The following is a 13872-nucleotide window of genomic DNA, read 5'->3' as shown; positions in this document are numbered from 1 at the left end:
CTCATCCTCTTACATCCCTTCTGTATATGTCAATATCTATGTTAGATTTCTATACCAGTTTTGATTATACCTTTCAGAGAAGGGGGAAAGCGATTAATTGGCTTGTAATTCCCATTTTTAAATTAAAATAATCTTTAGTGTCAATAAAGAAAGTGACGAGCGTCCTTGCGCGATTGGATTGACAGGGAATTTCTGCTATGATATTTTCGATGTGAAGCGTTTACAAATCAATCGAGGATTGTTACCGCGTTGCGGGCAAAACCTGAATTTGCGCAAGCAGAAAGGCTATGCGTGAGTTTGGGTTTTTTTCATTCTGCTATGGAAATGGGGGAAATCGATGAGGATAGAAAAGATCTTGAATAACAGTGTGGTAGTCACAAGGAATGATGCTAATCAAGAGCTGGTTGTAATGGGAAAAGGCTTGGCATTCAAAAAGAAAATCGGGGATACCATTGATCCATCCGGGATAGAGAAGAAGTTCATCTTGGAAAAGTCAGGTATGACTGAGAAACTGGAGACACTTCTGCGTGATGTTTCCCCCGTGTATCTCAATATTGCAGCCAAGGTAGTGGAATATGCACGCGGGCATCTTCCTTATGATTTGGATGAATATCTTTACATAGCGCTGACTGATCACTTAAGTTTTGCCATCAGCAGAGAGAAACAGGGAATCGTACTGAAAAATCCGCTTTTATGGGAGATTCGAAAATATTATCAACAGGAATATAAGATTGCGTGGAAAGCGCTGGAGATCGTCGAAGAGGAAACAGGTTATGCATTGGGAGAAGATGAAGCCGCCTCGATTGCTTTGCATTTGGTCAATAGCCAGTTGACAGGGGAGCATATGCTCAGAGCTGTGCAAGTCACGGAAATGGTCAGCGATCTGCTGAATATCGTAACCTATTTCTTCAAAGGGAATCTGGATGACAGCTCAATCAATTACGAACGATTTTTGACACATTTACGTTTTTTTGCGATACGCTTTCTGCGGGATGAAAGATTACCGGAACTGGCAGAATCATTTCTTTACGATCAAGTCCGGCTGAAATATAGGCGGGCTTTCGAATGTACGGAAAGGATGGATATTTATTTAAAGGAACGCTTTCATTCCGGGCTCACTAAAGACGAGCAATTGTATCTGACTGTTCATATACATCGGCTGACAGAATGTTTACAGTAAATAAAAAGTAAATGAATTGTAAATGTAAGCGTTGACATTTTTCGGGCAAGATGATACATTTTAACTATCAGCTGAATATCCTTCGAAGGAATGTTACCTTAATAGGGCATAACCTGATTAGTTTGGCAGCACAGCCTTTGTGCGCCAAAGCTAATCAGGTTTTTTATTTGCCAAATTCCAATAAAGGTGGGATTAAGATGAAGTATGAGCAATTGGCTAAAGATATCATCGAACATGTCGGCGGCCGTGAGAATGTCAACAGCGTTGTCCACTGTATCACTCGTTTGCGCTTCAAGCTGAAGGATGAAGCTAAAGCAAATACCGATGCACTCAAAAACATGGACGATGTTGTTACGGTTTTAAAAAGCGGAGGGCAGTACCAGGTTGTCATCGGCAATCATGTGCCTGATGTCTATAAAGCAGTAGCTCATGTCGGAGGCTTTAGTGCCAACGAACAATCATCACAAGAAGATAAAGATACAAATCCATTCAATAAATTCATCGATATTATTTCAAGCATTTTTACGCCAGTACTTGGTGTATTGGCTGCGACAGGTATGATCAAGGGATTTAACGCGATGTTTCTGGCCTTTGGCTGGCTTAAGGAAGAATCCGGGACCTATCAGATACTTAATGCTGTTGGTGATTCCTTGTTCTACTTCTTCCCGATCTTCTTGGGTTATACTGCGATGAAGAAGTTCGGCGGCAGTCATTTTATCGGGATGGCAATCGGGGCGGCTCTCGTTTATCCGACTTTATCCGGACTTACAACAGGTGAGCCGCTCTATACGCTTTTTAGCGGTACTTTATTTGAATCCCCCGTTCATATTACATTCCTGGGAATCCCGGTAATCTTGATGACATACTCATCTTCCGTAATTCCCATCATTTTGGCGACATTCTTTGCTGCAAAAGTGGAAAGAGGCTTTGCGAAGATTGTACCCAGTGTCATCAAGACCTTTGTCGTACCGTTTTTAACATTGCTGGTGGTAGTACCGTTAACCTTTTTGATTATCGGTCCGGTCGCAACCTGGGCTGGGCAGCTGATCGGGCAGGCAACGCTCAGTATTTATGATTTAAGCCCAATCATTGCTGGTTTGTTCCTAGGGGCCTTTTGGCAAATTTTCGTTATTTTCGGTTTGCATTGGGGACTTGTTCCAATCTCGATCAATAACCTTTCTGTATATGGCGGAGATCCTGTTTTGGCACTTGTCTTTGCTGCTTCCTTTGCTCAAATTGGTGCCGTTTTGGCCGTTTGGATCCGTATCAAGCAGAGAAAGCTTAAAACATTAAGCATACCAGCCTTTATTTCCGGGATCTTTGGCGTGACGGAGCCAGCGATTTACGGTATCACATTGCCGCTGAAACGACCTTTTATCATTAGCTGTATTGGCGGGGCTTTAGGCGGAGCTGTGTTAGGCATTTTCAAAACAACTGGATATATGACAGGAGGACTTGGTATATTCCAGATCCCTACATTCATTGGTCCAAATGGTTTTGATATGGGATTCTGGGGTTCATTCGCAGCAATTGCCGTGGCGTTTGCAGCTGCATTCGTACTGACGATGCTATTCGGTTTCACAAAGGAAAACAACAAGCCGGATACAGTGAACGAGCCGGCAGCACCAATTCAAAAAGAAGAGAAGCTGGCAATTGGCAATGAAGTGATCGCTAGTCCGTTCCAAGGTTCCATCCAGCCTTTATCCGAGATCAAGGATGAGGCATTTGCATCCGGAGCGCTCGGCAAAGGTGTGGCAATCATCCCTTCAGAAGGAAAACTGTTTGCACCTGCATCCGGGGTTGTGTCGGCATTATTCCCCACCAAGCATGCCATCGGGATCACGACGGATAACGGAGCTGAGATCCTGATTCATATCGGGATGGATACTGTACAGCTGGATGGGAAATTCTTCGATGCAAAAGTAAAACAAGGGGATCGAGTTGAAAAAGGCCAACTATTGATAGAGTTTGATTTGGACAATATCCGAGAAGCTGGTTTTGATATCACCACTCCCGTTGTGATCACGGATGTAAGGGGTTACAATATGATTGCGGCTACCGAGGAAAAGCAAGTGAAATGGGGCGAGCCGCTGCTTACCTTGAATATATGATGCGGAGAGGGAAAGGGGAGTAACGAGATGACTGGATTTCCAGAAGGTTTTTTATGGGGCGGAGCTCTTGCTGCCAATCAGGTGGAGGGTGCCTACCAGGAAGATGGCAAAGGATTGACGACGGTGGATTTGCTGCCGATGGGAAAAGATAGATTTACAATCATGCAGGGGAATATCGAGAAGCTGGAACCCGTGCCGGAAGCATATTATCCTTCGCATGAGGCAATTGATTTCTACCATACCTATAAAGAAGATATTGCGCTGTTCGCTGAAATGGGCTTCAAGGCGCTGCGGGTTTCGATTGCCTGGGCCCGCATTTTCCCAAAAGGAGATGAGGGACAGCCGAATGAAGCTGGACTGCAATTCTATGATGATTTATTTGATGAATTGCTCAAATATGGAATCGAACCAGTCGTGACTATGGCTCATTTCGATGTACCGGTTCATCTTGTGCAGAAATACGGAAGCTGGCGGAATCGGGCGCTTGTCACTTTCTTTGAAAACTACGCCAGAACCATTTTCACCAGATACAAAGATAAGGTGAAGTACTGGATGACATTCAATGAAATCAATATGCTTCTGCATCTGCCGTTTGTCGGTGCTGGATTAGTCTTCCATGAAGGGGATGACAAAAAGCAAATCCAGTACCAGGCCGCTCATCATCAGCTGGTGGCGAGTGCATTGGCTGTGAAGCTATGTCACGAGATCATTCCCGGCGCAAAAATCGGCTGTATGCTGGCTGCGGGTACGACTTATCCGTATTCGGCGAATCCGGACGATTACCTGGAAGCGATGGATCGGGACAGGGATTCCTTCTTCTTTATCGACGTACAGGCTCGCGGTGCATACCCAGGATATGCAAAGCGCTTTTTCAAGGATAATGATATTGTCATCGCCATGGAGCCGGGCGATGAAGAAATACTGCGCCATACTGTCGATTATATTGGTTTCAGTTATTATGCAAGCCGTACGACAAGCACGGATCCTGAAGTGCTCGCGAAGACCACTGCCGGAAATGTGTTTGGATCGGTGGAGAATCCGTATCTGCCGAAGTCGGAGTGGGGTTGGACAATAGATCCGACAGGCTTCCGTATCACTGCCAATCAGCTTTATGATCGCTACCAGAAACCATTGTTTGTAGTGGAAAATGGCTTGGGTGCTGTGGACACTGTCGATGAAGCGGGTAAGGTGGAAGATACTTATCGGATCGACTATCTTCAGAAACATTTGGAGCAGCTGGGGGAAGCGATAGAAGATGGTGTGGAGATACTCGGATACACAAGCTGGGGACCGATCGATCTCGTCAGCGCAAGTACCGGGGAAATGAAGAAGAGATATGGCTATATCTACGTCGATAAGGATAATGGCGGAAATGGCTCACTTAAGAGGATCAAAAAGAGCAGCTTCGATTGGTACAAGAAAGTTATTGAAACAAATGGCGCAAGCTTACGTGAATAGTGAATAAAGAAGCCGCACCTCACCAAATGATTGGCGGGGGTGCGGCTTTATTCATAAGGATTTCAGAGACTTTGCTTCGTCGGACGGATCAATAGCTCATTCACTGCAACATCATCCGGCTCACTCAAGGCATAACGAACGGCCCTGGCGATACTATCCGGAGTGACAGCTGCTTCCAATGTTTCTCCCATGCTTTCTCGGATTTCAGTATCTGTAATGCTGTCTGGGAGCTCCGTTTCGATTGCACCTGGAGAAATGATCGTGGTACGGATATTATTTTCCGCTTCTTCCTGGCGCAAGCCTTCGGTGATAGCGCGCACAGCGAATTTCGTTCCGGAATAAACCGCTGTACCCGGACCGGATTTATGTCCGGCAACTGATGAGGTATTGATGATATGACCTTGTTTCCGCTCGCGCATATGCGGCAGCACAGCAGCAATACCATACAGTACACCCTTGATGTTGACGTCTATCATCGTATCCCATTCAGAGATTCGTTTTTTGTGCAAAAAGGACAGCGGCATCAGACCGGCATTATTAAAAATGGCATCGATTTGACCATATGTATCGATGGCAAGCTGGGCCAGCTGTTCGACTTCTTCCTGCTTGGTGACGTCTGTCACTTGATAAACGGCCTCTCCTCCATCCTGCTTGATCGACTCTGCGAGCTCCCGCAAACGTTCTTCACGGCGGGCGGCAAGGACAATTTTGGCTCCGTGCCCGGCCAATTCCTTCGCCGTGGCCTCTCCAATACCGCTGGAAGCGCCTGTGATGATGACAATCTTATCCTGGATATTTTCCTTCATGATTGGATTTCTCCTTTCGTATATAAGACTCCTTCTATTAATAACCGGTTTGGGAAAAATGAAACAAAAAAAGAGCCTCCCATAGGAGACCCGGATAATTATTTAGTCATCATCACCATCATCATCGATCGATTCTTTTTCTGTATAAGTCACTTCGCCGGACTCCGCATCGATAGTGACCTCGATTTCTTGCTTATCGGTACGAAGCTCCGCATCATATTCTAATCTGCCATCATCTTCATCGAGGGAGATATCTGTCAGGATGGCGTTTTTTTCCTGGGCCAGGGCTGTTTCAGCTGCGGTTTTGATATCTATTTTTGGCTGTGCTGCTTGATTATCATGGTCATCATCATCGTCATCTTTCCAGGACTCGACGGAACCATCCTCTGCATTTACACGGACATCATATTCAGCTTTGTCGTCATTTACATCCACTTCGTAATAAGCCTGCCCATTTCGTGCAGTATCCAGCTCTACGCCAGTGACGGTTCCTGCTTGTTCTTTGCTTGCATTATCGATTGCTTGATTCAGATTCACTTTTGTATCAGTTGGTACTTTATCATCGTCCGCGCTCACATGCTGGAAACCGAACCCCAATCCTGCTGCCAATGTCAGTGCCAGACCGCTTGCTAGCAGATTCTTTCTTTTCATATTAATCCATCTCCTTATTCGTTGTTATGGTTCTACTATATCCAACACATCTTAGAGCAGCATGAAGTGAAAATTAGAAAACACTGAGAAATGGAGAAGACATTTCACAGAGCACTTGTTTAAACTCGTACAGGCGGGGAATTGTCTCTAAGTCGAGGCAATTATCGAGGAGGTCTATCATGCAAAAGCAATTCGAGTTACTTTTTATAGATGGTGAATGGCGTAGAGGGAACAGTGAAGAGACGTTTGAAAATATCGATCCATATACAGGTGAAACTTTGCTTACGATCCAAGGAGCCAATGAAGCTGACGTGGATGAGGCTTATAAAGCAGCGGCAAGGGCATAGAAAGAATGGGCAAGCAGCCGCCGCAGGTGAAGCGGGAGCTGATCGAGAAGGCAATCCAGATCATGGCTCGGGAAGAAGAACTGTTTATCGAGTGGCTGATCAAGGAGGCGGGCAGCACGTATCGAAAGGCAGTCGGCGAAATCACGACTGCGGTCAATTTCATGAAGGAAGCGGCTTCTTATCCGAATCGGATGAAAGGGGAAGTATTCCTTTCCCATGTTCCCGGCAAGGTGAATAAAGTTTATCAGGAACCGCTGGAGGTAGTCGGTGTCATCAGTCCGTGGAACTTCCCGCTTCATTTGACGATGCGTTCTGTTGCGGCAGCCCTGGCTACAGGTAACGGAGTCGTCATCAAGCCTTCCAAGGATACAACCGTGACAGCAGGTTCGCTTGTAGCGGCCTTGTTCGAGGAAGCCGGTGCGCCAAAAGGTCTGATCAACCTTGTCAGCGGTAAGAGCTCCGAAATCGGGGATGCCTTTGTGAAGCATCCGATTCCTCGGCTGATCTCATTTACAGGATCCACGGGGGTCGGTAAGCATATCGCATCCCTTGCTGCTGGCGAGCTGAAAAGCACCGCATTGGAACTTGGCGGGAATAATGTCCTCATCGTGATGGAAGATGCCAACATCGATGCGGCAGTGGAATCTGCTGTTTATGGTAAATTTTATCACCAGGGACAGGTTTGTATCGCACTGAATCGCATTCTCGTTCAGGGCTCCGTTGCAGAGGAGTTCACGAGCAAGTTTGTTGCAAAAGTCAAGGAACTGCGATACGGTGACCCTGCAGATGAAAATACACAAGTAGGTCCGATCATAAATGAGCAGCAAGTGGAAAGCATAAAGGAGCAGCTGCAGCGTGCGATTGATGCTGGAGCAAACGTTTTGACCGGCGGCAATTGGAGCGGCAATGTGCTGGAGCCTACTGTCGTCAACCAAGTGGACAACCAGTCTCCGCTTGCGGCAGAAGAGATTTTCGGACCGATTGCACCGATCATTACATTTGAAACAGAAGAGGAAGCGGTCGAGATGGCCAATGAGCATCCATACGGTCTTTCCGGTGCTGTGCATTCTACCGTGGGGCATGGTGAATCGATTGCCGGACGGATCGAAACGGGAATGATTCATGTCAACGACCAGAGCATCAATGATGAACCGCAAGCGCCATTTGGCGGGGTGAAGCAATCCGGCCTTGGCCGTTTCAATGGCAAATGGGCATTGGAGGAATTCACCGAAACGAAATGGATCGGTGTCCAAAACGAGTGCACGGATTATGACAGCTTTTTGAAATAAACAAAGAATGAGGGATGAACATGAGTAAAATCTTCATTATCGGAGCAAACGGTAAAGTAGGGAAAAACCTGGTCAATGTATTGAATGAGAAGAAAGAGCATGAAGTATCCGTCGGACTGCGCAAGGAAGAACAATTCGGATATTTTGAAGAGAAAGGCGTAAATCCTGTCTTCTTGAACTTGGAAGATGATGTAGACGCGATTACAGACGCTATAAGCGGATCGGATGTCGTGGTATTCACCGCAGGATCCGGCGGCAGCACTGGAGCAGATAAGACACTTGCGATCGACTTGGATGGAGCGGCCAAATCCGTGGAAGCAGCTGAGAGAATCGGAGCCAAACAGTACATCATGGTCAGTGCCATCCATGCAGACTCTCCCGACGAATGGAGCGAGAGCATGAAGCCTTATTATATCGCCAAGCACTATGCTGACAAGATAGTCCGAGGCAGCAAGCTGAACTACACCATCCTGCGTCCGGGCGGATTATCGGATGAAGCAGGAACTGGTAAAGTCACAACGGATCCATCGGGATTCAAGACGACTCAGATTCCGCGTGAAGATGTTGCACGTGCCATCGTTGCTGCGATCGGGAATGAAAAAGCAGAAGGCAAAATCGTTTCTTTGCTGGCGGGAGATACCCCGGTTGAGGATATTTATAACTAAAAAAATTAGGAAGGAAGGCCGCTACATACAGCGGTCTTTTTTTATTGCTTTGTATTGTATTAAAAATAGCAGCATGAAAAAAGAACCTCTGAATTGAGGTTCTTTCTTCATGCTTACTTCCAAAGCTCGGAAAGCAGCGTATAGCTATTTCGGCGTTTTTCCTGGTCATAAATATCGGCAGTGACGATGAGTTCATCAAACTGCGTCTTGGCATGGAAGGCTTCCAGTTCACTGGCTACCTTGGCTTTGTCTCCTACGAAGGAGTAAGTCAGTGTGTTGGTGACATGCAGCTTTTCGTGCTCATTCCAGATATGATCCATGCTCTCGACCGGTGCAGTGGATGCGCCGGAGCGGCCGCGGATGATGCTGAGGAATTTCAGCTTCAATGTCGTGGATAGGAATTCTGCTTCCTCATTCGTATCGGCGACGATTCCGTTTACAGTCACCATCGCATATGGTTTGTCCAGATAAGCAGATGGCTGGAATCTTTCGCGGTATAACCGCAAAGCATTATGGAGCTCTCCTGGTGCGAAGTGGCTGGCAAAAGCAAATGGCAAGCCGAGCATGGCAGCGAGCTGGGCGCTGAAGGTGCTGGAACCTAGCAAGTAGACCGGCACATTCGTTCCATGTCCGGGATATGCCTTGATTGGCGTATTGGCATCACCCAAATATTGCAGCAGCTCCTGGACGTCTTCCGGGAAGTTCTCAGCGCTTGAATGCGCGTCCCGGCGCAATGCGCGGCTTGTCATGTAATCCGTACCGGGGGCACGTCCGAGTCCAAGGTCGATTCGGTCAGGGTACATCGTTGCCAGTGTTCCGAACTGCTCGGCTATGACTAGCGGAGAATGGTTCGGCAGCATGACACCGCCGGAGCCGACACGGATGGTCGAGCTATGCCCTGCAAGGTAGCCGATCAATACGGAGGTGGCGGAGCTGGCAATGCTTGGCATATTGTGATGCTCGGCGACCCAATAGCGTTTATAACCCAGTTTTTCTGTATGCTGGATCAGCTGTTTGCTGTTCTCGAAAGCTTCTTTTGGTGTTTGATTATCTGGTACAGGAGATAGGTCCAAAACCGATAAAGGTGTTCTGGTCATCATTCATTCTTCCTTTCTGCTTGGATCCTTTTATTTATAATCGTAACCGCTCTGTTTCAGAACATCTGTCACTTTTCCATATTCTTTATACCGCTCTGAGTAAAAGGCTGCAATCCGTTCCGACCAAGGATGTGCTTTTGCTTCGCCGGTGCGGGATTTGATTGCCTCCTGCTGTTTTTTATCCATTTCTTTGACAGCTTCTTCCTGGTTTTGAACATAAGTTTCCTTATGATAGAAAGCTTCCAATGGAATCCGCGGACTTTGCGGCGGCAGCGGGTCGGCCGGATAGCCGATGGCGAGGCCGGAAATCGGGAAAGCAAGCTCCGGCAGTCCGAGCAGCTTTGAGATTTCTGCCGGACTTCTGCGGACACCGCCGATTGGTACGGTGCCCAGGCCCATGGATTCCGCAGCTGCAACAGCAGTTCCGAGAGCGATGCCGACATCGGTGGAGCCGACTAGTACAGCCTCGATGTCATTCATGACCTCAAGTGTCTTATCGTGCAGATCTGTTACGTATTTGGCGCGGCTGTAATCCATGCAGAAAACGAGAAAAGCAGCAGCGTCATCGACATGTTTCTGATTACCGGACAGCTCTGCTAACTGGCGCTTCCTTTCCTCATCCGTGACGACGATGACAGATACTTGCTGCCCGTTGATCCAGTTCGGAGCTTGGTTGGCTGCGACCATGATGGCATCCAGCTGCTCCTGAGTCAGTTTTTTATCGGTGAATGTCCGGACAGAACGGTGATTGTGTAATTGATTGATGAAATCGTTCATAATGGCCTCCTATTCGTCATGCGACTTACATGCTATACGGAATATTATACGTAGGTGAAAGAAAAGAAAGCAAAAGAACAGCTTGCAAGCAAAAAGCATGAGCATTTTGCCCATGCTTCCTCCTTAATCCCTATTCAATGTAAGCACTGTTTCAGCAGTCTCATTCAGTACGTGCAGCTGCTGAGCCGGTCGCTTCGGATAGTAATAGCCATGCTCCATCATATAGCTGAACACACGCTCATGCTGTTCGATGTGCTCGTGAAGCTTCCGTTTCAAATCGGTGCGCAGCTGTTCGTTGCTGGTTTCGTTGATTGCCTTGGCGGTATTGATGATTGCCGTTTTAACCGTAACCAGCAAATCCGTCACGATTACTTGATCCGTTATTTCACGAGCGGATCCAAGTATTTCAATAAGCTTATCCATGCGGCTCCTCCTGGTTCAGAAAGCGCTGCAGCATATGGATGTGACGCTTATCCGCATCGGCTTGGACTTTCAGCAGCGTTTTTAGTCCGTCATCTTTTGCCAAAAAGCGCATACCGGAGGATTTTGTCAGCGAAAGACACGCTGTATTCAATAATTCCATTGCTTCCATGGTTTCGTGGATACCGGAATGATGCATACCAGAACGCCTCCTTTTACTGATAGCTTGTGAGAAACAGCCCCCTTTATACATAAAAACATGTGCAGGGGACAAGCTGAAACAAGATAAGGAGGTTGGAAGATGAGTGATAATCAGCAATTGGCTCCGCATGAAACGATGGAGGTCCATGAGCTGCTTAACTTTAAGACGACAGCAGTCATGAAAGCGAAATTCCTGCAAGGTGTCGTCTTCGATCAGAAAATCAAGCAGCTGATGGAGAAAGATGTGGAAACTTCTGTGCGTCAAATCAGGGAGCTGGAGGAGCTGTACAGCAAGTCCCAGCTGGTAAAGGGGGCTGAAGCGGATGCATGATTACTTGGATCCGGAAAATGCAAAAGGGATGCCCGACTTGATGGATTCGGCCATTTGTACGGAAATGCTCATCACGGCGAAGTCGGCTGTGAACAATTATGCGATAGCGGTCACCGAAGCTGTGAATCCGGAATTGCGCCAAATATTGGTGCGCCATTTGGAGGAAGCCATCGAGATGCAGGGCGCTATTTCGGCTTTGATGGCGCAGCACAACTGGCTGTTTCCAGCTGACCCGAAATCACAGTTTCCGTTTGACAGGAAAGCAGCCAATACAGCAATCGATATCGTCAGTATGGATTTATTCCGATATGATACCGACCGTCTGGGTATGTTTGCGACACCGACGAATACCGAATCTAAGGAGAATCAGCCATGAAGGCAGTGACATATCAAGGGATAAAGGATATCCGCGTAAAGGAAGTGAAAGCACCTTCGATCAAGAAGCCGGATGATATCATCGTGAAGCTGACTGCCACAGCGATATGCGGATCTGACCTGCATTTGATCCATGGGATGATCCCGAATATGCCGGAGAATTATATCATCGGACATGAGCCGATGGGTGTCGTCGAAGAGGTCGGACCCGAAGTGACAAAGGTGAAAAAGGGTGATCGCGTCGTCATTCCGTTCAACGTAAGCTGCGGAGAGTGCTTCTTCTGTCAAAACCACTTGGAGAGTCAGTGTGATAACAGCAATGAAAATGGCCAGGTGGGTGCTTATTTCGGCTACTCGGACAATAATGGCGGCTATCCAGGGGGCCAAGCAGAATACATGCGTGTGCCTTATGGTAATTTTGTTCCTTTTAAAATACCGGAAACCTCCGAGGTTGCGGATGAACAGCTGATTTTGCTGGCCGATGCCGGATCGACAGCTTTTTGGTCTGTCGATAATGGAGGCGTGAAGCCCGGAGATACAGTCATCATTTTCGGCTGCGGGCCGGTTGGCTTATTGGCGCAGAAATTCGCATGGCTGAAAGGCGCCAGAAGGGTCATTGCTGTCGATTACATCGATTACCGACTGGAGCATGCCAAGCGAACCAATAATGTGGAAATCGTGAATTTTGAGAAGCATGAGAATACCGGGGAATATTTGAAAGAGATCACGAAAGGTGGTGCCGATGTCGTCATTGATGCTGTCGGTATGGACGGCAAAATGACGCCAATGGAGTTCATCGGCAGTGGGCTGAAGCTCCAGGGCGGGGCATTGGGTGCATTCGTCATGGCAGCGCAGTGTGTGCGCAAGGGAGGCAATATTCAAGTGACAGGAGCGTATGGCGGACGCTATAATGCCTTTCCGTTCGGTGATATCTTCCAGCGCAATATCACAATCAAGACCGGTCAAGCTCCTGTCATCCACACGATGCCCTATTTACACGGGCTGCTGCAAGATCGGAAAGTCGATCTTGCTGACATCATCACGCATATACTGCCGCTTGATCAAGCGAAGGAAGGCTATGAAAAATTCGATACGAAAACAGATGGCTGTATCAAGGTCATCTTGAAACCGTAAGGACTGCTTGCTGCAGTCCTTTTTTAGTGGCTGATATGGCCTTTCTGGTTTTGTGTTCCAATTCGGGAAACTCATTGGGCCAGGAGGCAGCGTCAAGCTTCTGTTATGCCGGCAGCAAGGAAAAAAGAACTTATCTGGAAAGTGGAACTAATGCCTTCGTCTTTTCGTATGCAGGGAATAGAGATCTTTGCGGAGGTGCGGCAATGGGGACTTATTATATCAAGCAGAAAGTATTCAGCTTCAAGGATAGCTTTTCGGTATACGACGAAAAGGAGCAGGAGGTTTACCGCGTCAAAAGTAAACTTTTCTCCTTTCAGGATCGGCTGACGATCACCGATATGAATGATCGGCCGCTTGTTGCGATCAAGCAGCAGCTATCCTTTTGGAAGCCAAAATATATCATTGTAGAAAATGGCGAGCGGGTGGCTGAAGTCACCAAGAATTTCACCTTTTTCAAAGCGAACTTTTCATTGAAGCCGCAAAACTGGACGCTCGATGGAGATGTGTGGTCCCACAAGTACACATTGGCGGATGAGAATGGGCCGCTGATGCATGTAACAAAGAAGTGGTTCACTTGGGGTGATACGTATGAGATGCAGATAGAGGATGAATCCCATCTGCTTACCTATATCGCTGTCATGATTGTATTGGATATGGTTTTACACAATAATAATGGTTCCTTCCCGGCGGATGGAGGAGGGGAATGAGAAGAGGCAGCGCAAATGTGCTGCCTCTTTCAATGCTGTATGGCATGTTGCGGCGCGTGGTAATCCGATTGCTTCTGGTCGATCAGCCGCTCCAGATGTTTCTTATATAAGTACATGACGAGCATATGCATCGGGGCTTGCGTATATTTATAGACAGTCCAAGGAAGTGATGGTACATATTCATGGATTGCAATGATCATCTCTTGCTTCCCGGGAATGTTGCGGAATTCGATCCGTCCGCTTTGTGATTCTTTGGTGTTTGCGAATAGGCCGCCGGTAATATAATAAAGCGCACGATGAGGAGTGCTTCTTTTTTTAGCGTA

General features: G+C 47.3%; 14 protein-coding genes and 2 pseudogenes. 9 read left to right on the top strand and 7 right to left on the bottom strand.

Annotated elements, in window-relative coordinates:
* The first annotated feature begins 337 nt into the window (after window positions 1–337).
* The 3 genes from licT to CHH53_RS16790 all read left to right on the top strand — a co-directional run bounded on the left by licT (window position 338) and on the right by CHH53_RS16790 (window position 4749).
* Entirely contained in the window at window positions 338–1180 is an 843-nt protein-coding gene (licT, locus tag CHH53_RS16800; protein WP_095217289.1) for a BglG family transcription antiterminator LicT, read from the top strand.
* 197 nt (window positions 1181–1377) lie between these two features.
* On the top strand, window positions 1378–3291 hold the full coding sequence (locus CHH53_RS16795; protein WP_095217288.1) for a beta-glucoside-specific PTS transporter subunit IIABC: 1914 nt from the start codon (window positions 1378–1380) through the stop codon (window positions 3289–3291).
* A 27-nt stretch (window positions 3292–3318) separates the two neighbouring features.
* Window positions 3319–4749, top strand: coding sequence for a 6-phospho-beta-glucosidase (locus tag CHH53_RS16790; protein ID WP_095217287.1), 1431 nt, complete (start codon window positions 3319–3321; stop codon window positions 4747–4749).
* Window positions 4750–4811: 62 nt separating this feature from the next.
* Here the strand turns inward: CHH53_RS16790 and CHH53_RS16785 are convergent, their stop codons facing one another.
* Complete coding sequence (locus CHH53_RS16785; protein ID WP_095217286.1) at window positions 4812–5555, bottom strand: SDR family oxidoreductase; 744 nt, start codon at window positions 5553–5555, stop codon at window positions 4812–4814.
* A gap of 102 nt (window positions 5556–5657) precedes the next feature.
* Complete coding sequence (locus CHH53_RS16780; RefSeq protein ID WP_095217285.1) at window positions 5658–6206, bottom strand: PepSY domain-containing protein; 549 nt, start codon at window positions 6204–6206, stop codon at window positions 5658–5660.
* Between the two features lie 179 nt (window positions 6207–6385).
* On the opposite strand from CHH53_RS16780, the pseudogene CHH53_RS16775 reads away from it, so the two are divergent.
* A pseudogene (locus CHH53_RS16775) lies at window positions 6386–7842 on the top strand (aldehyde dehydrogenase family protein).
* 20 nt (window positions 7843–7862) lie between these two features.
* The gene (locus CHH53_RS16770) at window positions 7863–8507 is read left to right on the top strand and encodes an SDR family oxidoreductase (RefSeq protein ID WP_095217284.1); all 645 of its coding nucleotides are present in this window, start codon (window positions 7863–7865) and stop codon (window positions 8505–8507) included.
* A gap of 113 nt (window positions 8508–8620) precedes the next feature.
* Here the strand turns inward: CHH53_RS16770 and CHH53_RS16765 are convergent, their stop codons facing one another.
* From CHH53_RS16765 to CHH53_RS16750, 4 genes are all read right to left on the bottom strand, one after another.
* The gene (locus CHH53_RS16765; RefSeq protein WP_095217283.1) at window positions 8621–9607 is read right to left on the bottom strand and encodes an LLM class flavin-dependent oxidoreductase; all 987 of its coding nucleotides are present in this window, start codon (window positions 9605–9607) and stop codon (window positions 8621–8623) included.
* A 27-nt stretch (window positions 9608–9634) separates the two neighbouring features.
* Entirely contained in the window at window positions 9635–10381 is a 747-nt protein-coding gene (locus tag CHH53_RS16760) for an NADPH-dependent oxidoreductase (RefSeq protein WP_095217282.1), read from the bottom strand.
* Between the two features lie 123 nt (window positions 10382–10504).
* On the bottom strand, window positions 10505–10804 hold the full coding sequence (locus CHH53_RS16755; RefSeq protein ID WP_095217281.1) for a spore coat protein: 300 nt from the start codon (window positions 10802–10804) through the stop codon (window positions 10505–10507).
* Window positions 10797–11000 carry a hypothetical protein gene (locus tag CHH53_RS16750; RefSeq protein WP_095217280.1) on the bottom strand — a complete coding sequence of 68 codons (204 nt, stop codon included), beginning with the start codon at window positions 10998–11000 and terminating at the stop codon, window positions 10797–10799. Before CHH53_RS16750 ends, CHH53_RS16755 begins: the two co-directional genes overlap by 8 nt.
* A 102-nt stretch (window positions 11001–11102) precedes the next feature.
* Here CHH53_RS16750 and CHH53_RS16745 point away from each other — a divergent pair, with 102 nt between their 5' ends.
* From CHH53_RS16745 to CHH53_RS16730, 4 genes are all read left to right on the top strand, one after another.
* The gene (locus CHH53_RS16745) at window positions 11103–11333 is read left to right on the top strand and encodes a spore coat protein (RefSeq protein WP_093727409.1); all 231 of its coding nucleotides are present in this window, start codon (window positions 11103–11105) and stop codon (window positions 11331–11333) included.
* Window positions 11326–11709, top strand: a complete 384-nt coding sequence (locus CHH53_RS16740) for a spore coat protein (RefSeq protein WP_095217279.1) — start codon at window positions 11326–11328, stop codon at window positions 11707–11709. Before CHH53_RS16745 ends, CHH53_RS16740 begins: the two co-directional genes overlap by 8 nt.
* Window positions 11706–12842 carry a zinc-dependent alcohol dehydrogenase gene (locus CHH53_RS16735; RefSeq protein WP_095217278.1) on the top strand — a complete coding sequence of 379 codons (1137 nt, stop codon included), beginning with the start codon at window positions 11706–11708 and terminating at the stop codon, window positions 12840–12842. Before CHH53_RS16740 ends, CHH53_RS16735 begins: the two co-directional genes overlap by 4 nt.
* A 203-nt stretch (window positions 12843–13045) precedes the next feature.
* Window positions 13046–13549: an LURP-one-related/scramblase family protein gene (locus CHH53_RS16730; protein ID WP_158221594.1), complete on the top strand. Its 504-nt coding sequence runs from the start codon at window positions 13046–13048 to the stop codon at window positions 13547–13549.
* A gap of 29 nt (window positions 13550–13578) precedes the next feature.
* Here the strand turns inward: CHH53_RS16730 and CHH53_RS17445 are convergent.
* Window positions 13579–13872: pseudogene (locus CHH53_RS17445) on the bottom strand (NmrA family protein); the annotation flags it as partial.

The sequence above is a fragment of the Terribacillus sp. 7520-G genome, from assembly GCF_002271665.1.
Taxonomy (GTDB): domain Bacteria; phylum Bacillota; class Bacilli; order Bacillales; family Amphibacillaceae; genus Terribacillus.
The sequence above is the reverse complement of the archived record's forward strand: the minus strand, read 5'-3'. Positions and strand labels throughout refer to the sequence as shown.